Raw genomic sequence first — 26408 nt, 5'->3', positions numbered from 1 at the left:
CTGCAAGGAGTTCTATGTCTTGGCCAGCTGCGGCTGTCCACCGCGTCATCAAGGCGTATGACGTGCGCGGCCTGGTCGGCGAGGAGCTTGACGAGCGGTTCGTCAACGACGTCGGTGCGGCGTTCGCCCGATTGGTCGGCGGTGACGGCGCCGAGCAGGTGGTGATCGGTTACGACATGCGGTCCAGTTCGCCGGCGTTGGCGGGCGCCTTCGCCGAAGGCGTCGTCGCGCAGGGTCTGGACGTCACCCGGATCGGGTTGGCCTCGACCGATCAGCTGTACTTCGCGTCCGGACTGCTCGACTGCCCCGGCGCGATGTTCACCGCCAGCCACAACCCCGCGGCCTACAACGGGATCAAACTGTGCCGCGCCGGCGCCAAACCCGTCGGCAAGGACACCGGGCTCTCGGTCATCGCCGACATGTTGATCGCCGGCGTGCCCGGCTACGATGGCGCGCGCGGCACCATCTCCGACCGCGACGTGCTCGCCGACTACGGCGAATTCCTGCGTTCGCTGGTCGACCTGAACGCATTGCGTCCACTGCGGGTCGCGGTGGACGCCGGCAACGGCATGGCCGGCCACACCACGCCCGCGGTGCTGGGGCCGATTGCGTCGGTCACGCTGTTGCCGTTGTACTTCGAACTCGACGGCACGTTTCCCAATCACGAGGCCAATCCGCTGGACCCGGCCAACCTCGTCGATCTGCAAGCGCATGTGGTGTCGACCGGTGCTGATATAGGCCTGGCCTTCGACGGCGACGCCGACCGTTGTTTCGTCGTCGACGAATTGGGGCATCCGGTGTCACCGTCGGCGGTGACCGCCCTGGTTGCTGCCCGCGAACTCGGCAGGGAGATCGGTGCCACCGTGATCCACAACCTGATCACCTCCCGCGCGGTACCGGAACTGGTCACCGAACGTGGCGGCACACCGGTGCGCTCGCGCGTCGGCCATTCCTACATCAAGGCGTTGATGGCCGACACCGGCGCGATTTTCGGCGGCGAGCACTCCGCCCACTACTACTTCCGCGACTTCTGGGGCGCCGACTCGGGGATGCTGGCCGCGTTGCACGTGCTGGCCGCGCTCGGTGAGCAGGACCGGCCGCTGTCCGATCTGATGGCCGACTACCAACGCTACGAATCGTCGGGCGAGATCAACTTCACCGTCAGCGACGCCCCGGCGTGCGTGGAGGCGGTGCTGAAGTCGTTCGCCACCCGCATCCATTCGATCGACCACCTCGACGGGGTGACGGTCGACCTCGGCGACGGCTGCTGGTTCAACCTGCGCAGCTCGAACACCGAACCGTTGCTGCGCCTGAACGTCGAGGCCCGCACCAGCGACGAAGTCGACGAGGTCGTCGCACAGATCGGCGCGCAGATCGCGGCCCATACCGCCGCGGGCAGCGAGACGCCCGCGTGAGCGCCACCCCGACCGTCGATCTCGACGATGTGCAAGGACTGCTGGCGGCCGACCAGGAGGGTCTGCTGCGCGCGGCGTCCATGGCCGGCGCCCAGGTGCGCGCCACCGCCGCCGCGATCGACGAAGGCGTGCTGGATGCGTTGCGCGCCGAGGAGCCGCCGCGCACGGTGATCTGGGTGGCCGGCCGCGGGACGGCGGAGCGCGCCGGCGCGATGCTGGCCGCGGCGCTGGGCGGGTCGGCCGCCGCCCCGATTGTCGTGGGTCCGGACGCGCCGCCGTGGATCGGCGCCCTGGACGTGCTGATCCTGGCCGGCGACGACCCCGGTGATCCGGCGCTGCTGTCGGCGGCGGCGACGGCGGTGCGTCGGGGTGCGCGCGTGGTGGTGACGGCGCCGTTCGAGGGACCGCTGCGCGACGCCACCGCCGGGCGCGCGGTGGTGCTGGCGCCGCGGCTGCGGGTGCCCGACGATTTCGGGTTGTGCCACTACCTGGCTGCCGGATTGGCGACGCTGCAGATGGTGGACCCGGGCCTGCGCGTGGATCTGGCCGCGCTGGCCGACGAGCTGGACGCCGAGGCGCTGCGCAACAGCGCGGGCCGCGAACTGTTCACCAACCCGGCCAAGAATCTCGCCGACCGGATGTCGGGGCGCGACGTGGTGCTGGCCGGTGACACCGCGGCGACGCTGGCGCTGGCCCGCCACGGTGCGGCCATGCTGCTGCGGGTGGCCCACAAGCCGGTGGCCGCGGTCGGACTGGCCGACGCGTTGGTGGCGCTTCAGAACGGGATGGGCGCCGCCGCCGCACAGTCGATATTTCACGACGAGGAGATCGACGGCCCACTGCCGCAACGGATTCGGACTGTCGTCCTGACCACCAACGCGGAGCGTCCGGTGGTGGTCGCGCGGGTGAACGGGTTCGACGACGTCGACGTGATCAGCGCCGAGGACGTGCCCGATCCGATGGCGCCGTTGGCATCCGGGCATCCCGAGCAGCAATTGGCGATGATGGCTGTGCGGCTGGACATGACGGCCGTGTACCTGCGACTGGTTCGAGGTTAAGCGAGTGCATCTGCTACGCGGCGCGGTGCGGACCTATGCCTGGGGTTCGCGAACCGCGATTGCCGAATTCACCGGACGGAAAAGCCCCACAGCGCATCCCGAGGCGGAGTTGTGGTTCGGCGCGCATCCCGGCGATCCGGCGTTCCTGCAGACCGACGACGGCGAGGAGTCGCTGCTGGAGGTGCTGCACGAAGACCCCGAGGGCCAGTTGGGCAACGTCGCCCTGGCGCGCTTCGGCGACACGCTGCCGTTTTTGGTGAAGGTCCTGGCCGCCGACGAGCCGCTGTCCCTGCAGGCCCATCCCAGCGCGGAACAGGCCGCGGAGGGCTACGCCCGCGAGGACAAGCTCGGCATCCCGGTGACCGCGCCGACGCGCAACTACCGCGATCGCAGCCACAAACCGGAATTGCTTGTCGCACTGGGCCCGTTCGAAGCGCTGGCCGGGTTCCGGCCGGTGGCGCGCACCGTCGAACTGATGCGCGCGCTGGCGGTGACGGATCTGGATCCCTACGTCGGCCTGCTGGCCGACCAGTCCGACGCCGACGGCCTGCGGGCGCTGTTCACCACGTGGATCACCGCACCGCAACCCGATCTCGACGTGTTGGTGCCGGCGGTGCTCGACGGTGCGATTCACTACATCCGTTCGGGGAAAAAGAAATTCGCGGCCGAAGCCAAGACGGTGCTGGAGCTGGGCGAACGCTATCCGGGCGATGCCGGGGTGTTGGCTGCGCTGCTGCTCAACCGGATCAGCCTGAAACCGGGCGAAGGCATCTACCTGGGTGCCGGGAACCTGCACGCGTACCTGCACGGCGTCGGCGTCGAGGTGATGGCCAACTCCGACAACGTGTTACGCGGCGGCCTGACGCCCAAGCACGTCGACGTGCCGGAGTTGTTGCGGGTGCTGGACTTCACCCCGACCCCCGAGGGGGATCTTCGTCCCGAAACCGTCACGGACGGAATGGAACTCATCTACCAAACGCCGGCACCGGAATTCGCGGTGTCCGTGCTGACCATCGAGGGTGAGCAACTCGGACACGAGATCGACGCGCCGGCCCGTCACGACGGACCGCAGATCCTGCTCTGCACCGAGGGTTCCACCGTCGTGCACGCCAAGTCCAGCACGCTGACGCTGGAGCGGGGTTCGGCCGCGTGGGTGGCCGCCGACGACGGCCCGATCCGGCTGGTCGCAGCGCAACCGACGACGTTGTTCCGGGCCACCGTCGGGATTTAGTGCTGCGGCTCCTTGCGGCGCGGGAACGGCACGACGTGCATGACCGCGACGACGACGGCGCCGACGATCAAGCCGACGACGGCGGATGCCGCGGTGTTGATGAGCCAGCCGAGGACCCCGCCGACGCCGGCGACGTGATGGGCGTACTCCTCGAGATGGTGGACCAGGCCGTAGGGCCAGTGCCAGCCCAGCTCGTCGGTCCCGATGAGCAGGATGTGGCCGCCGACCCACAGCATCGCGACCGTACCGATCAGTGAAAGCGCCCCAAGCAGTTTCGGCATGCCGGCGACCAGGCCGCGACCGATCGACTGCGCGAAGCGCGACGCGCGCTGGGTGAGCCGCAGGCCGATGTCGTCCATCTTCACGATGCCGGCGACCACCCCGTACACCGCGGCGGTGATGATCAACGCGACGACGACGAGGATAATGAGCCGCGGCCAAAACGATTGGTCGGCAACCTCGTTGAGCGCGATCACCATGATCTCGGCGGACAGGATGAAGTCGGTCCGGATGGCGCCGGTCACCATGAATTTCTCGGCGTCCCCGCCGACGGCCGCGGCGGGTACGGCGTGGTGGTCGTGTCCGCCGTGCTTTCTCAAGCGCCCCCAGACCTTTTCGGCCCCCTCGTAGCACAGATACGTCGCGCCGACCATCAGCAGCGGTGTCAGCAGCCAGGGCAGGAACTGGCTGAGCAGCAGCGCCGCGGGCAGGATGAACAGCAGCTTGTTGCGCAGCGATCCGATCGCGATGCGCTTGATGATCGGCAGTTCTCGCTCGGCGGCGATCCCGTGGACGTACTGCGGCGTCACCGCGGTGTCGTCGATGACGACGCCCGCAGCCTTCGCCGTCGCCCGCCCCGCGGCGGCGCCGATGTCGTCGACCGAGGCGGCCGCCATCCGGGCGAGCACCGCAACGTCGTCAAGCAGTCCGAAAAGGCCCGCGCTCATCGCGTCTCCGTCATGCCCGCAAGATTACGGGGACGTCGACCTCGACCGTTCGGTGACCGCATAGAGCGAGGCCGGTTCCGGCGGCGGCAGGCCGAGGCGGGCGGCGCGGCGCTCGGCCAGCCAGCAGCGCAAGTTGTGGCGCATCGTGCGGGCGATGATCTTCGGCGAGGGGATCATCCACAGGCTGTCGAGCAGGCTGAACCGGCGCAAAAACCATTCGGCCAGAACGGGTTCGGACTCGGCAGCCTCGAGGAACTGGTCGAACAACCGGCTGACGCGGTGATACCACCACGGGGTGTGGCCTTCGGCGCCGTGCATGGTGAGGTCGCCGATGGCGTCCATCATCCACACCGGGTAGGTGATCTTGGCGGTGGCGCGGTTGAAGTCGCGGGCCGGGTCGGCGCTTTTCTCCAACGCCCGGCGCAGGTTGCCGGCCTGCAGCATCGACATCGTCATGCCCTGGCCGAACGTCGGGTTGTAGCTGACCACGGCGTCGCCGAACGGCAGGATCCCGGCGGGGAAGTTCTTCAACTTGTCGTAGCGGCGCCAGCGGCTGGTCGGGTACTTGTGGAACGCGATATCGCCGATCGGCTCGCCCGCGCGGATCGCGGCGGCCAGGCGCTCCGGCAGGATCTTGTCCGCCAGCGCACACATCTGCGCGAAGTTCTGCGGCGGCTCGGCCTTACCCGTCCCGAACGTCGTCAACACCCAGGCGCCGCCCTCGTAGCAGAGCATGCCCAACCCCAACGGCTCGTCATGCGACGCGCCGTTGACCACGAGCTTCTCCTTGAGCAGGCCGTCGGGAATGCGGATGTGATGCGTGGCGTAGGTGATGCCGACGTCGACGGTGTCCTCTCGCGGCCGCTCGAATCCCCACTGCTCCAGCCAGACCGGCAGCCGGGTGCCGCGGCCGGTGGCGTCGACGACGAGCTCGGCGGGCACCGCGCTGGCGTCGTTCCCGGATTCGAGCAGCACGCCGGTCACCCGTTGCAGGCCGGCGTCGTAGCGCGGCTCGGCGACCAACTGGCGGACGATGTCGATGTTGTCGATGGCCTCGACGCGCCGGCGGATCTGCCATTCCAGGTGCGGACGGCTCGGCATATAGGCGGTGAATTCGTCGCGAAGATAGTGCGCGGTGCCCAACAGGTGGCCGGCGGCGCCGAAGTAGATGCAATCGGGTCGGTTCTCGACGATCGGCACCCCCGCGGCCACCATGTCCTCCAGCAGGCCCGGGAACAGCGTCGCCAACTCTTCGGCGCCGCGGGCCAGCAGCAGGTGCAGGTGCTGCCCCTGAGGCACCGCGGGCCGGTTGGCCGCCTCCTGCGGCAGATCGTCGCGCTCGTAGACCGTCACCCGGTCGTAGAAATCTGACAGCACGCGTGCCGCGCACAGTCCGGCAATGCTCGCCGCGATTACAACAGCGTGTTCCCCATGTCGTGCCATTTTGGGGATGGTACTCGGTACATTGCCGAGAACCGGCCGTGCACCGGCAGGGCCGGGCCCGAACCGGAAGGGACGCGCAGATGGCCGGTCGATGGCGCACCAAGTCGGTCGAGCAGTCGATCGCCGACACCGACGAACCGACCACCCGGCTGCGCAAGGATCTGAATTGGTGGGACCTGACGGTGTTCGGCGTCTCGGTGGTGATCGGCGCCGGGATCTTCACCATCACCGCGTCGACGGCCGGCAACATCACCGGCCCCGCGATCTCGATCTCCTTCGTCATCGCCGCGATCGCCTGCGGCCTGGCCGCCCTGTGCTACGCGGAATTCGCCTCGACCGTGCCCGTCGCGGGCAGCGCCTACACGTTCTCCTATGCGACCTTCGGCGAGTTCATCGCGTGGATCATCGGCTGGGACCTGATCCTGGAGTTCGCGGTCGCGGCGGCCGTGGTGGCCAAGGGCTGGTCCGGCTATCTGGGCACGGTGTTCGGCTTCGGCGGTGGCGTCATGGACATCGGTGGTGGCGTCACGCTGGACTGGGGCGCGCTGGTCATCATCGCGGCGGTCACGGTGCTGCTGGCCATGGGGACCAAGCTGTCGGCCGAAGTCAGTTTGGTGATCACGGTGATCAAGGTGTCGGTCGTGCTGCTGGTCGTCATCGTCGGTTCGTTCTACATCAAGGCGGCCAACTACACGCCATTCATTCCGCCGGCCGAGGAGGGCGAAGGCGGCACCGGAACCGAGCAGTCGCTGTTCTCGCTGCTGACCGGCGCCGAGGGTAGCCACTACGGGTGGTACGGCCTGCTGGCCGGCGCGTCGATCGTGTTCTTCGCGTTCATCGGCTTCGACATCGTGGCAACCACCGCAGAGGAGACCAAGTATCCGCAGCGCGACGTGTCCCGCGGCATCCTGGCCTCGCTGGCGATCGTGACGGTGCTGTACGTGGCCGTCGCGGTGGTGCTCTCGGGCATGGTGCCGTATACGACGCTGCGGGAGGCTCCCGGCGGTCATGCCAATCTGGCGACCGCGTTCGAGGCCAACGGGGTGGACTGGGCGGCGACGGTGATCTCGATCGGCGCGCTGGCGGGGCTGACGACAGTGGTGATCGTATTGGTGCTCGGGCAGACGAGGGTGCTGTTCGCGATGTCGCGCGACGGGCTGATGCCGCGTCAGCTGGCGCGTACCGGGCGGCATGGCACGCCGGTGCGCATCACCCTCCTGGTCGGTGTGCTGGTGGCCATCGCGGCGTCGGTGTTCCCGGTCGGCAAGCTTGAAGAAATGGTCAACATCGGCACGCTGTTCGCGTTCGTGCTGGTGTCGGCCGGGGTGATCGTGTTGCGCCGCACGCGGCCGGACCTGGAGCGGGGCTTCCGGGCGCCCGGCGTGCCGCTGCTGCCGATCGCGTCGATCGTGGCCTGCGTGTGGTTGATGCTCAACCTCACCGGGCTGACGTGGATCCGCTTCCTCATCTGGATGGCGATCGGCGTGGTCATCTACTTCCTCTACGGCCGCAGGCATTCGGTGCTGGGCCAGCGCGAAGCCGCCGCCAAGCTCTCCTAGTGGCGGGGGCGTCTGCCCCGTCGTCCCCCTCATGCTCCGGGCGCGACGGGCTGTTTTACAAAAGATGCCTTTGTGTCTAGACAAGCGACAAAACAGCTCCTATAGTCAAGTGCAATCCGTGATGGCACTCACACAAGGAGGTTGTCGTGACGTCAAACGTCGACACCGAGACCGGGCCCGTCGCTGCCGAGCAGTGGCGGGACAAGAAGCGCTACCTATGGCTGATGGGTCTGATTGCGCCCACGGCGCTGTTCGTCATGCTGCCGATCGTCTGGGGGCTCAACCAGCTCGACTGGCACGTCGCGGCGCAGGTGCCGTTCTGGATCGGCCCGATCCTGCTGTACCTGCTGCTGCCGGCGCTCGATCTGCGCTTCGGCCCCGACGGGCAGAACCCGCCCGACGAGGTGATGGAGCGGCTGGAGAACGACAAGTACTACCGCTACTGCACCTACGTCTACATCCCGTTCCAGTACGCCAGCGTCATCTTCGCCGCGTACCTGTTCACCGCCTCCGACTTGAGCTGGCTGGGCTTTGACGGCGGGCTGAGCTGGGCGGCCAAGATCGGGCTGGCGCTGTCGGTCGGCACGCTGGGCGGCATCGGCATCAACACGGCACACGAGCTGGGCCACAAGAAGGACTCCCTGGAGCGGTGGCTGTCCAAAGTCACGCTGGCACAGACCTTTTACGGCCACTTCTACATCGAGCACAACCGCGGGCACCACGTGCGGGTGGCCACGCCGGAGGACCCCGCGTCGGCGCGCTTCGGCGAGACGTTCTGGGAATTCCTGCCGCGCAGCGTGTGGGGCAGCCTGCGCTCGTCGTGGGAGCTGGAGGCCAAGCGGCTGCGGCGGCTCGACAAGAGTCCCTGGCACTGGTCCAATGACGTGCTCAACGCGTGGGCGATGTCGATCGTGTTCTGGGGTGTGCTGATCGCGGTGTTCGGCCCGGCGCTGATCCCGTTCGTCATCATCCAGGCGGTCTTCGGGTTCAGCCTGCTGGAGACGGTGAACTACCTCGAGCACTACGGGCTGCTGCGGCAGAAGAACGACAAGGGCCGCTACGAGCGCTGCACCCCCGAGCACAGCTGGAACTCCGACCACATCGTGACGAACCTGTTCCTGTACCACCTGCAGCGGCACAGCGATCACCACGCCAATCCGACGCGTCGGTATCAGACGTTGCGCAGCATGGACGGCGCGCCGAACCTGCCGAGCGGCTATGCGTCGATGATCGCGCTGACGTACTTCCCGCCGTTGTGGCGCAAGGTGATGGACCACCGCGTGCTGGAGCACTACAAGGGCGACATCACCCGCGTCAACATCCATCCGCGGGTGCGCGACAAGGTGGTGGCGCGCTACGGGACGGCGGTGGCGTGATGGCCGAATACCGCTGCCCGGTTTGCGATTACGTGTACGACGAAACGAAAGGCGCCCCGCGGGAAGGGTTTCCCGCGGGCACGCCGTGGGACCAGATCCCCGACGACTGGTGCTGCCCCGACTGCGGGGTCCGCGAAAAGATCGATTTCGAAGAGATTTCTCAAAAAATGGATGGAGTAACCCAATGACCGATTACAAGTTGTTCGTCTGCGTGCAGTGCGGATTCGAATACGACGAGGCCAAGGGATGGCCCGAGGACGGCATCGCCCCGGGCACCCGCTGGGACGACATCCCCGACGACTGGAGCTGCCCGGACTGCGGCGCGGCCAAGTCCGATTTCGAGATGGTAGAGGTCGCGCGTCCTTGACAGATATTGTCGCGCGTGTGGAAAGTCGAAGCGCGCAGCGCATCCCCTACGCCGAAGCGTCGAGGGTGTTGCTGCGCGATTCGATTTTGGACGGCATGCGCGAACTGTTGCAGACGCGCGACTGGTCGGCGATCACGCTGTCGGATGTGGCCAAGGCCGCGGGCATCAGCCGCCAGACCATCTACAACGAGTTCGGGTCGCGGCAGGGTTTGGCGCAGGGGTACGCATTGCGGCTGGCCGATCGGCTCGTCGACGAAATTCAGGGTGCGATCGAGGGCAACGTCGGCAACATCTACGCGGCGTTCCTGCAGGGGTTCCGCGACTTCTTCGCCGCGTCCGCGGCTGATCCGCTGGTCATCTCGTTGCTCACCGGGGGCACCAAACCCGACTTGCTGCAGCTCATCACCACCGACAGCGGCCCGATCATCACCCGCTGTTCGCAGCGGCTCACCGAGACCTTCCAGCAGAGCTGGGTGCGGGCCAGCGAGGAGGACTCCGGCGTGCTCGCCCGGGCCATCGTCCGGCTGGCCATGAGCTACATCTCGATGCCGCCGGAGGCCGACCACGACGTGGCCCGCGACCTAGCCCGGCTGATGACGCCGTTCGCCGAACGCTACGGTGTCATCGAACAGAATTAGCGGCGCCTTCCGCGCGCCGACTACTGTGTAACCAAGCTAAGTAATTCGGGCGTTGAGGGAAAGTAGAAGCATGACCACGACTGAGCAGCGGCTGACGGCTGACGTCCGCAACGGCATCGACTACAAGGTGGCCGACCTGTCCCTGGCCGAATTCGGCCGCAAGGAGATCCGGCTGGCCGAGCACGAGATGCCGGGTCTGATGGCGCTGCGGCGGGAGTATCACGACGTTCAGCCGCTCAAGGGGGCGCGGATCTCGGGCTCGCTGCACATGACGGTGCAGACCGCGGTGCTGATCGAGACGCTGACGGCGCTGGGTGCTGAGGTGCGGTGGGCGTCGTGCAACATCTTCTCGACGCAGGATCACGCCGCGGCGGCCGTCGTCGTCGGCCCGCACGGCACGCCCGAGGAGCCCAAGGGCGTCTCGGTGTTTGCGTGGAAGGGCGAGACGCTCGAGGAGTACTGGTGGGCCGCTGAGCAGATGCTGACGTGGCCGGGGGAACCGGCCAACATGATCCTCGACGACGGTGGCGACGCGACGATGCTGGTGTTGCGTGGCGCGCAGTACGAGAAGGCCGGTGTGGTGCCGCCCGCCGAGGACGATGATCCGGCGGAGTGGAAGGTGTTCCTGGCGCTGCTGCGGGAGCGCTTCGAAACCGACAAGACCAAGTGGACGAAGATCGCCGAGTCGGTCAAGGGTGTGACCGAGGAGACGACGACGGGCGTGCTGCGGCTCTACCAGTTCGCGGCGGCCGGCGAATTGGCGTTCCCGGCGATCAACGTCAACGACTCGGTGACCAAGTCGAAGTTCGACAACAAGTACGGCACCCGGCACTCGTTGATCGACGGCATCAACCGCGGCACCGACGTGCTGATCGGCGGCAAGAAGGTGCTCATCTGCGGGTACGGCGATGTCGGCAAGGGCTGCGCGGAATCGCTTGCGGGACAAGGTGCTCGGGTGCAGGTCACCGAGATCGACCCGATCAACGCGCTGCAGGCGCTGATGGACGGGTTCGACGTGGTGACGGTCGAGGACGCGATCTCCAGCGCCGACATCGTGGTGACGGCGACGGGCAACAAGGACATCATCACGCTCGAGCACATGCGGGCGATGAAGGATCAGGCGATCCTGGGCAATATCGGCCACTTCGACAACGAGATCGACATGGCGGCGCTGGAGCGCTCGGGCGCGAAGCGGTTGAACATCAAGCCGCAGGTCGACCAGTGGACGTTCGATGACGGCAAGTCGATCATCGTGCTGAGCGAGGGCCGGCTGCTGAATCTCGGCAATGCGACGGGGCATCCGTCGTTCGTGATGAGCAACAGCTTCTCCAACCAGGTGATCGCGCAGATCGAGCTGTGGACCAAGAACGACACCTACGACAACGAGGTGTACCGGCTGGCAAAGCATCTCGACGAGAAGGTGGCGCGCATCCACGTCGAGGCGTTGGGCGGCAAGCTGACCAAGCTCACCAAAGAGCAGGCGGAGTACATCAACGTCGACGTCGAGGGCCCGTACAAGCCGGAGCACTACCGCTACTGAGTTTGGCTTGGCCTTGCGTGGCCTTCGCCGCGAGATTGCGTGCAGGCAGCGAAAGTACGAGAAGCGGCCTGCCTCAGCGCAATCTCGCGGATGCGTGCGCGGGGTGTCGGGACTCTTGCGTGAGGGTCGTTGTTAAGCAACCGGTTCGAGACAGTACAGTCGCGCGGGTTGTTTATAGGCGATGGGCTTCGTCCCGGCCGGGCATCGTGATTCGTCGGCGGTGCCGTCGCGCCAGGTATACGCCGAGACGAGCATGGTCGGCCAGATAGGATTCGGTCACCGACTGAGGGGGTGTCCGTGGCTGAGGATGGGGTCATCCAGGAGTTAGCTGCAGCGGTCGAGCGTAGTCCTGACATGGTCGAGTTGCGCCTACACTTGGCCACCTTGCTGGTGGAGCGAGAACGCTTCGCCGAAGCTCTGAGCCACTGCAGCGCGATCTTGGCCCAAGACGCCGGCCACGCCGGTGCACTGTCTTTGTTGCAACGCTGCAGTGCGGCACTTTCGGGCCAAACCTCGCCTGGCGCGACGGACGGGAATTTTGACTGGACGGCCGCCGAGAAGGAGGTCGCCGACATCGTCAAGCCCGCGTTTGTCGAGGAGCCGGGCGTGGCCGTCAACGAGAACGACTTTGACGCAGTGCAACGCAGTTCTGTTCGGCTTGCAGATATTGCCGGCATGGATGCGGTCAAGAAACAGCTTGAGCTGTCACTGCTGGGGCCTATCCGTAACCCAGAGCTGATGAGGGCCTACAGGGTTTCCGCGCGTGGTGGGCTCCTGCTCTACGGCCCGCCGGGGTGCGGAAAAACATTTATCGCGAAGGCGGTGTCGGGGGAGCTCGGGGCGAACTTCTATCAGGTCGGGATCGCAGATGTGCTATCCCGTTGGCTGGGTGAGAGCGAACACAGTATTCGCGCGATTTTCGACAACGCGCGTCGTAACGCTCCCTGCGTGCTGTTTTTCGACGAGCTGGACGCGCTTGGCCACCGTCGGTCGGCGTTGAGCGGCTCAGCCGGTTTGCGCACCGTCGTCAACGCGCTTCTGGAGGAACTCGACTCGGCCACATCGAATAACGACGGCGTTTACGTACTAGGCGCCACCAATGCGCCATGGGACGTGGATGCCGCCTTGCGTCGTCCTGGTCGATTCGACCGGATGATCTTTGTCCCGCTTCCCGACGCGGAGGCGCGTGCGGCGATCGCGAAGCTCCACTTGCAGGATCGTCCGGTGGAAGCCATCAATCTGGTGTCGGTGGCCAAGCGCACCGACGGATTCTCCGGTGCGGATCTCGCCCACATGTGCGATACCGCAACGCAACTGGCGATGGCAGATTCCCTTCGCAGCGGTCAGGTTCGGCCGGTTCAGATGTCGGATATCGAGGCTGCGCTGGCGCAGATCAGGCCATCAACGGGCCCGTGGTTTGAGACTGCGCGCAACGTGGTGGAATTCAGCAATCGCGACGGCACCTACGATGAGCTCGCTAAGTATCTGCGACGCATGAAGTTTCGGTGACGGCGGCTGACGATGTCAGCGATGTCGCTGACGTGTATCTGCGGACGGGGAACTTCCAGCGCGCCGCCGAAGTGCTACAGCCGGCCTTGGCTGAAGACCCCGAGAATCCCGGGCTGCTTGCACGTTATGCTCGGGCGCGCTTGGGCCTCAAGGACTATTGGGGCGCAGCGTCAGCCGCCCATGGGGCGCTCGCCGCTGCGCCTAACAACGAATACGCCATGCGGCTCTATGCCCTTGCCCTGCAGGGACAACGTCGGCTTCCGGAAGCCCTGTGGATGGCATGGAAGACAGCCACCGAGCATCCGGATTCCTATGCCGCCCATTATATTTACGCCAACATGCTGCATGAGGCGAGGCGCGAACGTGAAGCACTCGTCGTGATCAACGAGGCGCTGCGCTTGAACCCTTCGTCGGCGGACGCGCTGGTCCTGCGTGGCGACATTCAGGCATCATTGTGGGATTCGTCAGTGGCCGAGGCCGACTACCAAGCGGCGTTACGGCTGGAACCCGATCATGCCTCTGCAGTGCACAATCTGGCGATCAGCCGCCTGCGCGGTGGAAAGACGATCCAAGCGCTCCGCGGCCTTCATGGGGCGGGCCGACTGGATCCGGATTTGGGGCCGTTGGCCCGACGCAACATTGGTGTCGCATTCACCCGCGTGCTGCGGCTGGCGACGGCGTCGGTGGTCCTCCTGGCGGTCGCGCTGATCGCTGTGATGGCACTGCATGAGGAATCCAAATCGACGGTTCTGCCGAGGGTTCTTGCAGCTCTGATCACCCTCGCGTTGGCTGCGGCGGTCGTCTGGACGCTGCGCGGTGTGCCCCGGCCGGTTTTGCGTGCGGTGATGCGGGAGCGACTCCTACTCGCGATACGGCTGGTCTTTGTGACCCTCGCGATCATCGCCGGGATGGTCACAGCGGCGTTAGGGTCGACGCCGCTGACAGATGTTTCGGGGCCGTTGCTACTCATCGGGGTCGTCGGGTTGACAGTGCTTGGATGGATCTCCGGGCAGTAGTGACAACGAGAGGTCACCCGTTTGTCGGAGCCAACTGGTTCTCGACACCCTGAAGATTGGACAGGCGGTTGGCAGTCACAACCATTTCGTAGACCCCGGGTTCCACGAGCCCAGCCCCCACTCGCTCGGCGACGGCTGGGTCATCGGAGAGTAGAAGCACCTCAGCTGTGCCTCCTGCGGTTCGCAGCAGGCGCACGGGCACACCGTCCAACTCGGCCGTGACCACCCTTTCGAACACCTCGCACTCGAACAGAGCGGCTGTCGTAGACCACGCGCGTGCCTGGATCTGTTCAAAACCCGCCGGCCCATCGTCGGCAATTGTGGTGAGTAGCACGCTTTCCGCTACGACGTCGGCGAAGAACTCGTTACCTCGCCAACGCGCTAGGGTGCCCACCATCGGGCTGGGCGGCCGCCATTGCCGCGCGCCCGTCCAGCCTCGGGCAACACCCTCATAGCGTGACAAGCACTTCTGCTCACCGTCAGAGCGGATTCGCCAATACTCGGCGCCGTATGAGTATCGAGTCCGCCCCAAATTCCATACTGGTGCTAGTGACTCACCTAGCAGGAAGCCGTTCGAAAAGGTCTGCCACGGGCGCTGGGCGTCAGTCGGTGTGCTGAACCGTGCCAAGCGCGGTTGCCTGAACCGTATTACATCCACGAACTGAGGAGCAGCGTCGACACCGTAGGCCGCCAAAAGTTCCCCTGGAGTCCTCAGCCCCGCTACTGCTGATGCCGCTGTGACGTAGCCGCTGACTTCGTCGAATCCCGCTTCCACGATGGCCCTAGCGATCGGCGCAGCGAGCAACTTCTGCAACACGAGTGGCTCAGGCACGACGGGTCTCCTCGACGCTTATGTCTTTCAACTCCTCAAGAGCGACTAGGCCGGTCCAGCCCATGTACTGGTCCCCCTCCAGTCCGAGTGCCTTGGCCACGGATGGAGGACCGACAAACTCCACCACAATCCGGCCGTCTGGCAATCGCCGTCGGAGTGACACGGTATGTCCCTCAAGTCTCCCGCTGACGACAACGTCGATGACACCATCGAGAGCAGACATAGGCACTTTCGCCCATGGTTGGTAGTGGCCTGGTCCAACGCGGGACTCTCCATAAGCGAACGCGTCCGGCATTTCAATTCCGGTTTCTGTGGGCAAAGCCACCCAATCGTCACCACCGAACAGGATAGGAATTCGCTGTCCGCGGTACTCCGCAAGTGCGCCAGTCACTGGAACCTCACTCATCAGTTCCCCTGCGGAATCCATTCGCTGTCTTTGAGGACCGCCACCAAGCGTTGGGTCCCATCTTCGAGGACCTCCCACATCTCGGCGCCGTCTCGCATCGTGATGTTCTTTGCAATGTATTCCGGAATGACATCGTCCGCCGATTTCGTGAACGCGTTGCCTGTGAACGGATCGTCCCACGTGTCGTAAGACCCATCACCTCCCATGTCTGAGTTTCGCGGGACGTCGTAGAAACCGGAGGAGCCTGGGTCCGCTTGGAACCGGATGATGTGGGTTCCAGCGTCGTACCGCTCAAACGGGGAGTCGGTGTAATCGAGGCGCAAGCCATCATAGATTCGCGCGGGTGTTGAGAGATGGGCAGTGTCACCTGCCACGGTGACCGCGCCGCCCATTTGATCGACGACCACACGAGGATTGTTTTCCATGATGTAGTCGTCGGCTCGGCTCTGGACAAAGTTGCCCGCGTCATCGAAATACCCAGGCGGAATTACCTTCTGCATTACCGTATCCCTGGTCGGCGAGGGCAACGCGTCGCGCACGGAATTGACCAGGTCCCGCTCCGCTGGCGTGAGCGTGTCGGTTGGCTTGTTGATCAGTTCAACAAAGTCGCTCCTGCTGACAGCGTGATTGCTCAGCGCTTCGGAAACGCGTTGGGTGTCGAGCAGTTGCTCTGGGGCGAACGCTGTGGTGTGCGAACTCTCATCCATCAACGAGTAGGTTCGCGATCTGTTGTCGTCCCAGTCGGTTTGGTCTCCTGGTGGGTTCGTTGTGGGCTCAGCAGGGTCGGACTGCGAGTCTACGTAGGCTCCCTCCAGTTCCGTGCCGTCGTCATGGGGCTGCGTTTGGTTCGGGCGGCTGGGCGCGTCAGGATCGCCTGAGTGGCCCGGCGCGATAGGAGCGTCGACCCGTCGGTCATTGTTGGAATCGATGGACTGGCGATGATTCTCAGGCGGACCCCCGCTAGTTGGGCCGTCGTTGGCTTCCATGAACGAGGAATGTGAATCGCTCGTCGAACTTGGCACAGATTGCGCTGCAACCGGATTCACTGGTGCTGATGGCGTGGCTGCCGCGGGGCCGGCGGCAGCAGGAGGTTGCGCCCGTGGGCCCTCCGGCAATGTGGATTGCGTAGTTCTACCGTCGGGCCCGCGCGTGGTGGTCTCCGGGGTATTCGGCCTGGCCGCTGGACTGTCGGAAGGACTGTGAACCGTACCCGCAGCCGGTGACGCCGTCGGCATACCCGCCGCCGGCATCACGCCCGGCGCCGCCGGACCAGCATCCTGACGGTCGCCGTTGCTCGGCGTCTGTGGTTGCTCCTGAGAAGCACCGCCGTCGGCAGTACGGTCGTGCCCGCCAGGCGGCTCAGACACCTGAGTCGGCTGCTGGCCGACGGGCGCGGCCACACGGTCATCCGGTCGTCCGCTGTAATCGCCCAAACCGGGCTGGTGTTGTTGGCTCGGTGCCTGATGTTCGACACCGCTCGCGCCAGCATCCTGGCCCACCGAGGGGCCAGCCCGTTGGTCGGTCACCTGGCCGTTGCCGGGCGTCTCCGGTGTCCTCGGCTCATGACTGGCCGATGTCTGCCCGTGTTCGGACCCCGAACCGACACCATCGTGAGGGCTTGTGGCACTGGGTGATTCGGGCGTGTGGTCGGTAATAGGTGACATCTGCTCGCCAGAGGATGGCGCCGACGGCCCGGCCGAGTGCGACGAGTCGAACCCAGGCCCCGCAGATGCCGGCGATTGCCCGTCCACATTCCCCGGCCCAGACTCAAATGGTCCGACTGTGCGCCCCGGCGGGTCAGGTGGCGGACCACCGCCGTCGCCAGGATATTCATGTCCACCGCGAGTTCCCGTCGATGACGGCGGGTCGGGCGGCCCCGTCGGGCTCTCGAGTTCGCGCTGGCTCGAGGGTGTTTCGAACCCGGTGCGTCCGTCCGGGTTGATGATCGACTCGGGGATCGCCGGTCCTGGCTTGAATTCGGGAGCCTCGGGACCCTTGGATCCAAACCCACCGAAGTCGTCCAGGTTGTCCAGATTGCGCGTAGTTGGTCCAAGACTGGTCAGATCGCCGAGCTTGCCCAGTTTTCCTTCGTCCAGAAGGCCTTTCGTCATCTTCAGGCCCTTGGCGAGAGTGCCCGTCTTCGAGAATGCGCCACCGGGGACGAACAATGACCCGATATTGAACGCGGCCTCGCCCGCTGCCCTGCCGGGATGGTCGCCCGACCACTTATCCCATGCCACGAACTCCTTGCCCATGTTTTCCAACACGCCGGGCAGAGTCGACGGATCCTCGGCCACCGACATGGCCAAATCGGCCATGCCCTTCCAGGTGTCAATATCCGCCATTGCCACCACGCCCGACACCGTGCTGATCAGACCGGTGGTCACGCCGACCTGAAAATCTGTGTACAGCGTGACAGTGTCGGCAAGGAACCCGCCCACTTCATCGCCGAATGTGGCCTCCCGGACGGGCCGTATCCACTTCTGAAATGCCGTTGCCGCATCACCGATTACATTGGTGAGCTCCTCCAGGAGTCCGACAACGCCCTTGACTTGACTCTGGAAATTCTCCAGCACATCACTTACGTCATCTGCGATCTCGCGAAGGATCTTCTCTCCATCGCCAGTGAGGAAGCCTTTCACTGTGTCGAACAAGCCGCCGACCGACAACCTGTCCAGCAATCGGCGGATGGCGTCTTGGGTTTCTTGCACGCCGCTGGCAAAATCGTCGATCCCCTGTGCGATCGTCGAAGCCGTGTCCGACAGGCTCGACAACGCTTGTCCTAGGTTGCCAAGCGCCTCATTGATCTTTGCGCCCTCGGGGATATTCTGAAGCGACACAGCCGTTTTCAACGCAGCCATATCGTCGTCGAACACAGACAATCCGCGGCCGAGATTCCGCCACTGTGCGGCGGTGACCCGCATCATCGCCGAGTTTCCCGACGGCCATGTCATCGCGGCGCTCGCGAACAGTCCGATCCCGGGTAGCACCCGCAGGAACGGTTGGATCAAATGCCATTTGAGCGGAGGTGGTACGACACTGGAGTTCGGCCCCTCGGACGCATCGCCGGCCGTTGTTTTGCTCGGCTCACCGCCCAGACCCGCTGCGGGCGTGCCTCCGCCGATAGTCGAAGCCGCGTCAGCATTCTTGTAGTTGGAACCGGTGGCCTCCAACATGTATCCCACGCCTTTGTAGGCATTCGCGGCATCGGCTAACGCGTTCGCGAACTCTTGAGCTTGGCGGCCGTACTGCAATCCGAAGCTCATACCCGCCGGATCTGTGCCCGATGCGATTCCACTCGACAACGCCGCGCCCAGAACGTCTGACAGCATTGCCAGCTGCGACCCCAGCGCCCCCAGCTGCTGGCCCGCACGGATCAGTACCTCCGGATCAACCTCAATCCGTATACCTGAGCCGCCGGATCCGCTATTCGCGCCGACTACTCCCACATCTGACCGTTCTTGCTCACCGCATCCGAGTAGTTCTTGCGCGCGGCCTCAGCGATCTTCTGTAACTGTGATAACGCCGTCTTCATCTGTTCGGCGCCGTCCTCCCACTGCTGCTGCGCCTGAGCCTGAGCGTCGGACCCCGATCCATGCCACGATGCCCGCAGTGCGGCCATGCTGTGATCAACGTCCTCTAGACACTCCGTGACCTCGCGTTCAAATGCAGCCATGTGATCGATGGCCGCCTGCAGCTGGGAAAAATCGACAACCAGCATCGTCATCGCCTCCTAGTCAGCCGGCCGCCCGACGGGCCCTTCACGGCCAGCCGATGGCTGTGGGTCAGTCCTCAAAGACTCGACGGGTGCAGTCTGTAGGGGAGTCGCGGACGGCGCTGCGCCACCGTGCTGCTCCGATTCAGGGTCGCGTTCCTTGGACGCGTCCGACGGTTGTCCAGGATTGTTCGGGTCATCGGTGTCGTCCGCGTTACTCTCTGCGGCCTGCTGCGCCAACCCGGCGGCCATCTGCCCGGCCTGTGCCAGCGACTGAACTACCTGAGCCCCTAATTGACCTCCGACTTGGCCCATTTGCGAGGCCGATTGCATCATCGGCTGCGCCAAGTTCATTTGCTGCGCCAAGCCGTCCACTCCACTGGCGCTACCTTGACTGCTCGCGCCGCCGCTTCCGCTCTGAACGGCGCCCTGGGCGCTCGGACCGCCGCCGCCGACCGACCCGGCTGGGGCCTCGAACGACGAGCCGACCGCATCGGCGGCCTGCTCGTCGGTCTTGGCGTATTCGTTGGCGGCGATCGTCAACAGCTCCGACATCCGCTGCAGGCCTGCGACAACCTGTCCGGCGCCGTTATGCCATTGCTCCCAAGCCTTCCCATAGGCAGATGCGGCCTGACCCTTCCACCCCGAACCCAGCAACTCCCTGGTCTCTAAGTCGACGCTCGACAACCCGTCCTGCAGACGCTGCCCGGCGTCCTGCAGACGCGCCGCAGCCAGAGACAACTCTGACGTGACGACCTCTACCGAACGATCCATGCGACGAACTCCCGGTCACGAGACGGCTAACTCCGACTTCGCAGCTTATCCGCGCTCACGGGCGGTTCCTTGCACCAGTTAGGCTCGCCGCGTGCTCATCGCGATCGAGGGCGTCGACGGCGCCGGCAAGCACACCCTGACCCAGGGCCTGCGTGCGGCGTTCGAAAACCGCCACAAGTCGGTCGCCGAGCTGAGCTTCCCCCGCTACGGGCATTCCATCGAAGCCGACCTCGCCGCCGAGGCCCTGCACGGCCAGCACGGCGACCTCGCCACCTCCGTCTACGCGATGGCCACCCTGTTCGCCCTCGACCGCGCGAACGCCAAAGAGGAGATCGACCACCTGCAGGCCGCCTACGACGTCGTGCTGCTGGACCGCTACGTCGCCTCCAACGCCGCCTATAGCGCCGCGCGCCTGCACCAAGACGTCGACGGCGAAGTGGTCCAGTGGGTGCGCGAGCTCGAATACCAGCGCCTGCGCCTACCCGCCCCCGACTGGCAGGTGCTGCTGGACGTCCCCACCGAGCTGGCCGCCGAACGCGCCAACCATCGCGCCAACCAGGACGCCAACCGGGCGCGGGACTCCTACGAACGCGACGACGCCCTGCAGCGCCGCACCGCCGCGGTCTACCAGGCGCTCGCCGACGCCAACTGGTGCGGGCGCTGGCGCAAGGCCGGCCCCGACGTCGACCCCGCCCAACTGGCCGCCGACCTGGCTCCCTAGCCGACTCGCCCGTGTGCTACCCGCGTTTTGTCGCGATTTGGTGACACCATGGACACCATGAGGCAAAGGATTCTTGTCGTCGACGACGACCCATCGCTGGCCGAGATGCTGACCATCGTGCTGCGCGGCGAGGGTTTCGACACCGCAGTCGTCGGCGATGGCACGCAGGCACTCACCGCGGTCCGCGAACTGCGGCCCGATCTGGTGTTGCTGGACCTGATGCTGCCCGGCATGAATGGCATCGACGTGTGCCGCGTGCTGCGCGCCGACTCGGGCGTGCCGATCGTCATGCTCACCGCCAAGACCGACACCGTCGACGTGGTGCTCGGTCTGGAGTCGGGCGCCGACGACTACGTGATGAAGCCGTTCAAACCCAAGGAATTGGTGGCACGCGTTCGAGCAAGGCTGCGCCGCAATGAGGACGAGCCCGCCGAGCTGCTGTCCATCGCCGACATCGACATCGACGTGCCCGCCCACAAGGTCACCCGGCAGGGCGAGCAGATTTCGCTGACGCCGCTGGAGTTCGACCTGTTGGTCGCATTGGCACGGAAACCACGGCAGGTGTTTACTCGTGATGTGCTGCTCGAACAGGTGTGGGGATACCGTCACCCCGCTGACACCCGTTTGGTGAACGTGCATGTCCAGCGACTGCGGGCCAAGGTCGAGAAGGACCCGGAGAACCCGCAGGTGGTGTTGACCGTTCGAGGAGTGGGATACAAGGCCGGACCCCCGTGACATTGTCCGCCTGGCGGTCGCCGTGATCTGGAGCTCGAGGCGGCGCATCCATCGGCGTTCTGCACCACTTCTCCGCGGGCTCGGCGCGCTGGGTCGGGCGTTGGGCCTTGCCTGGCGCCGCTCTCTGCAGCTGCGGGTCGTGACGCTGACGCTCGGACTGTCGCTGGCCGTCATCCTGGTGCTCGGCTTCGTGCTGACCTCGCAGATCACCGACCGCATCCTCGACATCAAGGTGCGCGCCGCCACCGAGGAGATCGAGCGCGCCCGTAACACCGTCAGCGGCATCGTCGGCGGTGAGGAGACCCGCTCCCTCGACAGCAGCCTGCAGCTGGCCCGCAACACGCTGATCGACCGCAAGGCCGACGCGGGCGCCGGGCTGGCCGGTGCGTTCGACGCGGTGCTGCTCGTCCCCGGCGACGGACCTCGCGCCGCAACGTCGGCCGGTCCCGTGCAGCAGGTGCCCGAGGCCCTGCGCGAGTTCGTCAAGGCCGGTCAGGTCAGCTACCAGTACGCGACCGTGCATACCGAGGGCTTCTCCGGACCCGCCCTCATCGTCGGCAGCCCGACGTCCTCGCCGGTGACCAATCTCGAGCTGTACCTGATCTTTCCGCTGAACAACGAAGAGAGCACCATCGCGCTCGTGCGCGGCACCATGGCCACCGGCGCGGTGGTGCTGCTGGGTCTGCTGGCGGCCATCGCCTTGCTCGTCGCCCGTCAGATCGTGCTGCCCGTGCGGTCGGCCTCGCGCATCGCCGAACGCTTCGCCGAAGGCCATCTCACCGAGCGGATGCCGGTGCGCGGCGAGGACGACATGGCCCGGCTGGCGGTGTCGTTCAACGACATGGCCGAAAGCTTGTCGCGGCAGATCCAGCAGTTGGAGGAATTCGGTAATCTGCAGCGCCGCTTCACTTCTGACGTCAGCCACGAGCTGCGCACCCCCCTGACGACGGTGCGCATGGCCGCCGATCTGATCTACGACCACAGCGAAGATCTCGACCCGGCGCTGCGCCGCTCCACCGAGCTGATGGTCAGCGAGCTGGACCGGTTCGAGACGCTACTGAACGATCTCCTCGAGATCTCGAGACACGACGCCGGTGTCGCCGAACTGTCCGTCGAATCGGTGGATTTGCGTTCGACGGTGCAAAGCGCGCTGGACAACGTCGGCCACCTCGCCGACGACGCCGGTATCGAACTCATCGTCGACCTGCCCAGCCAAGAGGTCATCGCCGAGGTCGACGCCCGCCGCGTCGAACGCATCCTGCGCAACCTCATCGCCAACGCCATCGACCACGCCGAGCAGAAGCCGGTACGGATCCGCATGGCCGCCGACGAAGATACCGTCGCAGTGACGGTGCGCGACTACGGCGTCGGACTGCGGCCCGGCGAGGAGAAGCTGGTGTTCAGCCGGTTCTGGCGCTCCGACCCGTCACGGGTACGCCGCTCCGGCGGCACCGGTCTGGGCCTGGCGATCAGCATCGAGGACGCCCGCCTGCACCAGGGCAGGCTGGAAGCCTGGGGCGAACCCGGTAAGGGCGCCTGCTTCCGGCTCACCCTGCCGCTGGTGCGCGGGCACAAGGTGACCACCAGCCCGTTGCCGCTGAAACCTGTTGGTCGCAAACGTGTTCCGCGCCGACGCCCCACCCGCAAGCCCGAGCCCGCGCCGGAGAACGTGTGAGCCGCCTGCTGTTGTTGGTTGCGCTCGTGCTGGCACTCGCCGGTTGCGCCGGCGTACCCAGTTCATCGGCTCCGCAGGCCATCGGCACCGTCGACCGGCCCGCACCGCCCAAACTTCCCAAGCCGACCCCGGGCATGGATCCCGACGTGCTGCTGCGCGAATTCCTCAAGGCCACCGCCGATCCCGCCAATCGTCACCTCGCCGCCCGCCAGTTCCTCACCGAGTCGGCGTCCAACACCTGGGACGACGCCGGCAGCGCGCTGCTGATCGACCGCGTCGTCTTCGTCGAAACCCGTGAGCCCGAACGTGTTTCGGTCAGCATGCGCGCCGACATCCTGGGCTCGCTGTCAGATATGGGCGTGTTCGAAACCGCCGAGGGCGCGCTGCCCGACCCCGGGCCGATCGAACTGGTCAAGACCCCCGACGGCTGGCGCATCGACAAGCTGCCCAACGGCGTTTTCCTTGACTGGCAACAGTTTCAGGCCACCTACAAGCGCAACACCCTCTATTTTGTCGACCCCACCGGTAAGACCGTCGTACCCGACCCGCGTTACGTCGCGGTTTCCGACCCCGATCAGCTCGCCACCGAGTTGGTCACCAAACTCATCGCCGGGCCACGCCCTGAAATGGCCAACACGGTCCGCAATCTGCTCGGCGCGCCGTTGAAATTGCGCGGCCCGGTCACCCGTGCCGACGGCGGCAAGACCGGCGTCGGCCGGGGCTACGGCGGTGCCCGCATCGACCTGGAGAACCTGTCCACTACCGATCCGCACAGCCGTCAATTGCTTGCCGCGCAGATCATTTGGACGCTGTCGCGTGCTGGCATCCAGGGGCCGTACGTGATCAACGCCGACGGGGCCCCGCTTGATGACCGGTTCGCTGAAGGTTGGGAGACCGCCGATGTGGCTGCGACCGATCCCGGTGCGGCCGACGGTGCCGCTGCCGGCCTGCACGCGCTCGTCGGCGGGTCGCTGGTCGCGCTGAACGGCCAGCGCACGTCGCGGGTGCCCGGTTCGTTCGGGCAGGCGCCCAATCAGGTGGCAGCGTCTTTGTCGCGGAGCGGACAAGAGGCGGCGTCGGTGGTGGCGGAACCACCCGGTGCGACGTTGTGGATCGGTCCGTTGGGCGGCAGCGCGGGACGGGGCATGGAAGCCCGTAGCATCTCGCGGCCCAGCTGGTCGCTCGACGAAGCGGTGTGGGTGGTGGTCGACGGCATCAACGTGGTGCGCGTGATTCAGGACGCCTCCGGGCAGCCGGCCCGCATCCCGGTCGACTCCACCGCCGTCACGACGCGCTTCCCCGGCGTGATCGCCGAACTGCAACTATCGCGCGACGGCACCCGTGCCGCGATGGTCATCGAGGGTCAGGTGGTGCTCGCCAGTGTGGAAGAGACGAAGGACGGGCAGTTCGCGCTGACGCATCCGCGGCGGCTCGGATTCGGCTTGAAGAACACGGTGGTGTCGCTGGCGTGGCGCACCGGCGACGACATCGTGGTGTCGCGCACCGATCCTCAACACCCGGTGTCCTACGTCAACCTCGACGGGGTGAATTCCGACGGGCCGAGCCGCAATCTGCTGATGCCGGTGACGACCGTCGCGGCGAACCCGTCGACGGTGTACGTCGCCGACCAACGCGGCGTGTTGCAGCTGTCGGGCTCGGCCGCCGAGGATGACCCGGCCTGGGCTGAGGTGCGGCCGCTGATGGTGGCCGGCGCCCGGCCGGTGCTGCCGGGCTGAGCGGTTTGAGCCCACGAGGCACACCGTTGTCGGCCCTGACCGCCACACTGCCCACATGCTCGACCTCGTGCTGCCGTTGGAGTGCGGCGGCTGCGGAGCGCCCTCGACACGCTGGTGCCCGGCCTGCGCGGATGAACTCCAGGTGAAGTGCGACGAACCGCACATCGTCGCGCCGCGCCTCGATCCCGGGGCGCCGGTGTTGTCATTGGGCCGCTACGCCGGCGCGCGCCGGCAGGCGATCGTCGCGATGAAGGAGCACGGCCGCGCCGACCTGATCGACCCGCTGGCCGCCGCCCTGCAACACGGGCTGCACCACCTGCTGGAGTGGGGCGTCGTCGGCACGCCGCTCACCGTCGTGCCGGCGCCCACCCGCCGCACGGCCGCCCGGCGCCGCGGGGGTGATCCGGTCACCCGGATGGCGGTCAAGGCCGCCGCCGGGCATCCCGGCGTCACGGTGCGAAATGCATTGAGGATGCGGGCGTGGGTCCGCGATTCGGTGGGTCTGTCCAGCACCGACCGGCAGCGCAACGTCGCCGGCCGGGTCAAACTGTGCACGCCCGTGACTGGCACCGTCCTTGTCGTCGACGACATCGTCACCACCGGCGCCACCGCCGCCGAGTCGGTGCGAATCCTGCGATCCGCGGGCGCTCAGGTGGCCGGTGTGCTGGCCCTCGCCCACGCCTGAGCCCCGCTGACACCGGGGCCAATTACCCGAAGATCAAACCGACGTGAAGAACTGAAAACAGGTCGCCCAAATTAGTGGCACGAGTGGGTGAACACGGACTACCGTCGGCACCAACCACCCGTGAACGCCTTCACGGCGGCGCTCAGACCCGACGCGCCACTTCGCCGCACAACGGTAGGAGGTGAGTACTCGACACCTTGCGCCAGTGGGCGGAGCGAGATGAATGCGATGCAGCGGCCCACCCGGCGCGAAATGTGATAACGCCCGGCACGCATTGCGCGTGGACTCCGTACAGAAACGAGTTGCCAAGCATGTCAAGCCAATCCGTGGACTCCGACCGCACGATGGTGGTCGAGGACGAGACGCCGACCCCCGCGCCAAACGCCGAAGTTGTGGTCAAGGGCCGCAACGTCGAGATTCCCGACCATTTCCGCATCTATGTGGCCGAGAAGCTGGCGCGGCTGGAGCGATTCGACCGCACCATCTATCTCTTCGACGTCGAACTGGAGCATGAACGCAACCGGCGCCAGCGCAAGAACTGTCAACACGTAGAGATCACCGCGCGCGGTCGCGGACCGGTCGTCCGCGGCGAGGCCTGCGCGGACAGCTTCTATGCCGCCTTCGAATCAGCGGTGGGCAAACTCGAAGCCAGGCTGCGCCGGCACAAGGATCGTCGCAAGATCCACTACGGGGACAAGACGCCGCTCTCCCTCGCAGAGGCCACCAAGATCACCCCGCTGCCCGACACCACCGAACAGCGGACGTCAACCGAGGAATCCCTCAACGTCACCGTCGACGACCATGAGCCCGGCCGGATCGTGCGGGTCAAGGAGCACCCGGCCAAACCGATGACGGTCGACGACGCGCTCTACGAAATGGAGCTGGTCGGGCACGACTTCTTCCTGTTCCACGACAAGGAGACCGACAAACCGTCAGTCGTCTACCGCCGCCACGCCTACGATTACGGGCTGATTCGCCTGGCCTGATCCGCGTCCGACCAGGCAATTCGACGAGTCACCTAGGATGGACC

23 protein-coding genes are annotated in these 26408 nt (G+C 66.0%); 17 read left to right on the top strand and 6 right to left on the bottom strand.

Annotated features, from left to right (window positions below):
* Window positions 1-14 precede the first annotated feature (14 nt).
* Genes CWS39_RS10310 through manA form a run of 3 tightly spaced genes read left to right on the top strand, consistent with a single transcriptional unit; the run spans window position 15 to window position 3704 of the window.
* Window positions 15-1415, top strand: a complete 1401-nt coding sequence (locus CWS39_RS10310; RefSeq protein ID WP_102142814.1) for a phosphomannomutase/phosphoglucomutase — start codon at window positions 15-17, stop codon at window positions 1413-1415.
* Entirely contained in the window at window positions 1412-2473 is a 1062-nt protein-coding gene (locus CWS39_RS10305) for an SIS domain-containing protein (RefSeq protein WP_102142813.1), read from the top strand. Before CWS39_RS10310 ends, CWS39_RS10305 begins: the two co-directional genes overlap by 4 nt.
* 4 nt (window positions 2474-2477) lie before the next feature.
* Window positions 2478-3704 carry a mannose-6-phosphate isomerase, class I gene (gene manA, locus CWS39_RS10300; RefSeq protein WP_102142812.1) on the top strand — a complete coding sequence of 409 codons (1227 nt, stop codon included), beginning with the start codon at window positions 2478-2480 and terminating at the stop codon, window positions 3702-3704.
* Here manA and CWS39_RS10295 read toward each other — a convergent pair.
* Both CWS39_RS10295 and CWS39_RS10290 read right to left on the bottom strand, forming a co-directional pair.
* Window positions 3701-4651 (bottom strand): DUF808 domain-containing protein, encoded by a 951-nt coding sequence (locus CWS39_RS10295; protein ID WP_102142811.1) that lies wholly within the window; start codon window positions 4649-4651, stop codon window positions 3701-3703. The two genes, manA and CWS39_RS10295, sit on opposite strands and share 4 nt — an antisense overlap.
* 24 nt (window positions 4652-4675) lie before the next feature.
* Entirely contained in the window at window positions 4676-6094 is a 1419-nt protein-coding gene (locus tag CWS39_RS10290) for an FAD-dependent oxidoreductase (protein WP_233213436.1), read from the bottom strand.
* Between the two features lie 80 nt (window positions 6095-6174).
* On the opposite strand from CWS39_RS10290, the gene CWS39_RS10285 reads away from it, so the two are divergent.
* The 8 genes from CWS39_RS10285 to CWS39_RS10250 all read left to right on the top strand — a co-directional run bounded on the left by CWS39_RS10285 (window position 6175) and on the right by CWS39_RS10250 (window position 14099).
* Complete coding sequence (locus CWS39_RS10285; RefSeq protein WP_102142810.1) at window positions 6175-7653, top strand: amino acid permease; 1479 nt, start codon at window positions 6175-6177, stop codon at window positions 7651-7653.
* A 224-nt stretch (window positions 7654-7877) separates the two neighbouring features.
* Entirely contained in the window at window positions 7878-9029 is a 1152-nt protein-coding gene (locus CWS39_RS10280; protein ID WP_102142883.1) for an alkane 1-monooxygenase, read from the top strand.
* Window positions 9029-9217, top strand: a complete 189-nt coding sequence (locus CWS39_RS10275; RefSeq protein ID WP_102142882.1) for a rubredoxin — start codon at window positions 9029-9031, stop codon at window positions 9215-9217. Before CWS39_RS10280 ends, CWS39_RS10275 begins: the two co-directional genes overlap by 1 nt.
* Window positions 9214-9396 (top strand): rubredoxin, encoded by a 183-nt coding sequence (locus CWS39_RS10270; protein WP_102142809.1) that lies wholly within the window; start codon window positions 9214-9216, stop codon window positions 9394-9396. The genes CWS39_RS10275 and CWS39_RS10270 overlap by 4 nt, the downstream gene beginning before the upstream one ends.
* A gap of 5 nt (window positions 9397-9401) precedes the next feature.
* The gene (gene alkX / locus CWS39_RS10265; RefSeq protein ID WP_199178047.1) at window positions 9402-10034 is read left to right on the top strand and encodes a TetR family transcriptional regulator AlkX; all 633 of its coding nucleotides are present in this window, start codon (window positions 9402-9404) and stop codon (window positions 10032-10034) included.
* Between the two features lie 70 nt (window positions 10035-10104).
* Window positions 10105-11574: an adenosylhomocysteinase gene (gene ahcY / locus CWS39_RS10260; protein WP_102142807.1), complete on the top strand. Its 1470-nt coding sequence runs from the start codon at window positions 10105-10107 to the stop codon at window positions 11572-11574.
* 297 nt (window positions 11575-11871) lie between these two features.
* On the top strand, window positions 11872-13083 hold the full coding sequence (locus tag CWS39_RS10255) for an AAA family ATPase (protein WP_199178036.1): 1212 nt from the start codon (window positions 11872-11874) through the stop codon (window positions 13081-13083).
* Window positions 13080-14099 carry a tetratricopeptide repeat protein gene (locus tag CWS39_RS10250; RefSeq protein ID WP_102142805.1) on the top strand — a complete coding sequence of 340 codons (1020 nt, stop codon included), beginning with the start codon at window positions 13080-13082 and terminating at the stop codon, window positions 14097-14099. Before CWS39_RS10255 ends, CWS39_RS10250 begins: the two co-directional genes overlap by 4 nt.
* A gap of 824 nt (window positions 14100-14923) precedes the next feature.
* Here the strand turns inward: CWS39_RS10250 and CWS39_RS10240 are convergent.
* From CWS39_RS10240 to CWS39_RS10225, 4 genes are read right to left on the bottom strand one after another with little or no spacing between them, the layout of a single operon-like run.
* Window positions 14924-15337 carry a hypothetical protein gene (locus tag CWS39_RS10240; RefSeq protein WP_233213435.1) on the bottom strand — a complete coding sequence of 138 codons (414 nt, stop codon included), beginning with the start codon at window positions 15335-15337 and terminating at the stop codon, window positions 14924-14926.
* Window positions 15337-18786 carry a WXG100-like domain-containing protein gene (locus CWS39_RS10235; RefSeq protein ID WP_102142803.1) on the bottom strand — a complete coding sequence of 1150 codons (3450 nt, stop codon included), beginning with the start codon at window positions 18784-18786 and terminating at the stop codon, window positions 15337-15339. Before CWS39_RS10235 ends, CWS39_RS10240 begins: the two co-directional genes overlap by 1 nt.
* A complete protein-coding gene (locus CWS39_RS10230) occupies window positions 18777-19064 on the bottom strand; it encodes a WXG100 family type VII secretion target (protein ID WP_102142802.1) in 288 nt (95 codons plus the stop codon). Before CWS39_RS10230 ends, CWS39_RS10235 begins: the two co-directional genes overlap by 10 nt.
* Window positions 19065-19070: 6 nt before the next feature.
* Complete coding sequence (locus tag CWS39_RS10225) at window positions 19071-19826, bottom strand: WXG100 family type VII secretion target (protein WP_102142801.1); 756 nt, start codon at window positions 19824-19826, stop codon at window positions 19071-19073.
* 91 nt (window positions 19827-19917) lie between these two features.
* Between CWS39_RS10225 and CWS39_RS10220 the strand changes: the two genes are divergently transcribed.
* The 6 genes from CWS39_RS10220 (at window position 19918) to hpf (ending at window position 26364) form a co-directional block, all read left to right on the top strand.
* The gene (locus CWS39_RS10220; protein WP_102142800.1) at window positions 19918-20547 is read left to right on the top strand and encodes a dTMP kinase; all 630 of its coding nucleotides are present in this window, start codon (window positions 19918-19920) and stop codon (window positions 20545-20547) included.
* Between the two features lie 48 nt (window positions 20548-20595).
* The gene (gene mtrA, locus CWS39_RS10215; RefSeq protein ID WP_102142799.1) at window positions 20596-21282 is read left to right on the top strand and encodes a two-component system response regulator MtrA; all 687 of its coding nucleotides are present in this window, start codon (window positions 20596-20598) and stop codon (window positions 21280-21282) included.
* 22 nt (window positions 21283-21304) lie between these two features.
* On the top strand, window positions 21305-22957 hold the full coding sequence (gene mtrB, locus CWS39_RS10210; RefSeq protein ID WP_102142798.1) for an MtrAB system histidine kinase MtrB: 1653 nt from the start codon (window positions 21305-21307) through the stop codon (window positions 22955-22957).
* Window positions 22954-24693: an MtrAB system accessory lipoprotein LpqB gene (gene lpqB, locus CWS39_RS10205; protein WP_102142797.1), complete on the top strand. Its 1740-nt coding sequence runs from the start codon at window positions 22954-22956 to the stop codon at window positions 24691-24693. The genes mtrB and lpqB overlap by 4 nt, the downstream gene beginning before the upstream one ends.
* A gap of 55 nt (window positions 24694-24748) precedes the next feature.
* Entirely contained in the window at window positions 24749-25378 is a 630-nt protein-coding gene (locus CWS39_RS10200; RefSeq protein ID WP_102142796.1) for a ComF family protein, read from the top strand.
* Window positions 25379-25722: 344 nt separating this feature from the next.
* Complete coding sequence (gene hpf / locus CWS39_RS10195) at window positions 25723-26364, top strand: ribosome hibernation-promoting factor, HPF/YfiA family (RefSeq protein WP_199178046.1); 642 nt, start codon at window positions 25723-25725, stop codon at window positions 26362-26364.
* Window positions 26365-26408 lie beyond the last annotated feature (44 nt).

This window comes from Mycobacterium hubeiense, assembly GCF_002838065.1.
In the GTDB taxonomy this organism is placed as follows: Bacteria; Actinomycetota; Actinomycetes; order Mycobacteriales; family Mycobacteriaceae; genus Mycobacterium; species Mycobacterium hubeiense.
This window is presented reverse-complemented; position numbering and strand designations above follow the sequence as displayed.

Bases quoted from the DNA above. Each gene is read 5' to 3' on its own strand.
- CWS39_RS10310 (WP_102142814.1), top strand. From the start codon at position 15: ATGTCTTGGCCAGCTGCGGCTGTCCACCGCGTCATCAAGGCGTATGAC.
- CWS39_RS10295 (WP_102142811.1), bottom strand. From the start codon at position 4,651: ATGAGCGCGGGCCTTTTCGGACTGCTTGACGACGTTGCGGTGCTCGCC.
- CWS39_RS10290 (WP_233213436.1), bottom strand. From the start codon at position 6,094: ATGGCACGACATGGGGAACACGCTGTTGTAATCGCGGCGAGCATTGCC.
- CWS39_RS10285 (WP_102142810.1), top strand. From the start codon at position 6,175: ATGGCCGGTCGATGGCGCACCAAGTCGGTCGAGCAGTCGATCGCCGAC.
- CWS39_RS10280 (WP_102142883.1), top strand. From the start codon at position 7,878: ATGGGTCTGATTGCGCCCACGGCGCTGTTCGTCATGCTGCCGATCGTC.
- CWS39_RS10275 (WP_102142882.1), top strand. From the start codon at position 9,029: ATGGCCGAATACCGCTGCCCGGTTTGCGATTACGTGTACGACGAAACG.
- CWS39_RS10270 (WP_102142809.1), top strand. From the start codon at position 9,214: ATGACCGATTACAAGTTGTTCGTCTGCGTGCAGTGCGGATTCGAATAC.
- ahcY (WP_102142807.1), top strand. From the start codon at position 10,105: ATGACCACGACTGAGCAGCGGCTGACGGCTGACGTCCGCAACGGCATC.
- CWS39_RS10240 (WP_233213435.1), bottom strand. From the start codon at position 15,337: ATGAGTGAGGTTCCAGTGACTGGCGCACTTGCGGAGTACCGCGGACAG.
- CWS39_RS10230 (WP_102142802.1), bottom strand. From the start codon at position 19,064: ATGACGATGCTGGTTGTCGATTTTTCCCAGCTGCAGGCGGCCATCGAT.
- CWS39_RS10225 (WP_102142801.1), bottom strand. From the start codon at position 19,826: ATGGATCGTTCGGTAGAGGTCGTCACGTCAGAGTTGTCTCTGGCTGCG.
- mtrA (WP_102142799.1), top strand. From the start codon at position 20,596: ATGGACACCATGAGGCAAAGGATTCTTGTCGTCGACGACGACCCATCG.
- CWS39_RS10200 (WP_102142796.1), top strand. From the start codon at position 24,749: ATGCTCGACCTCGTGCTGCCGTTGGAGTGCGGCGGCTGCGGAGCGCCC.
- hpf (WP_199178046.1), top strand. From the start codon at position 25,723: ATGGTGGTCGAGGACGAGACGCCGACCCCCGCGCCAAACGCCGAAGTT.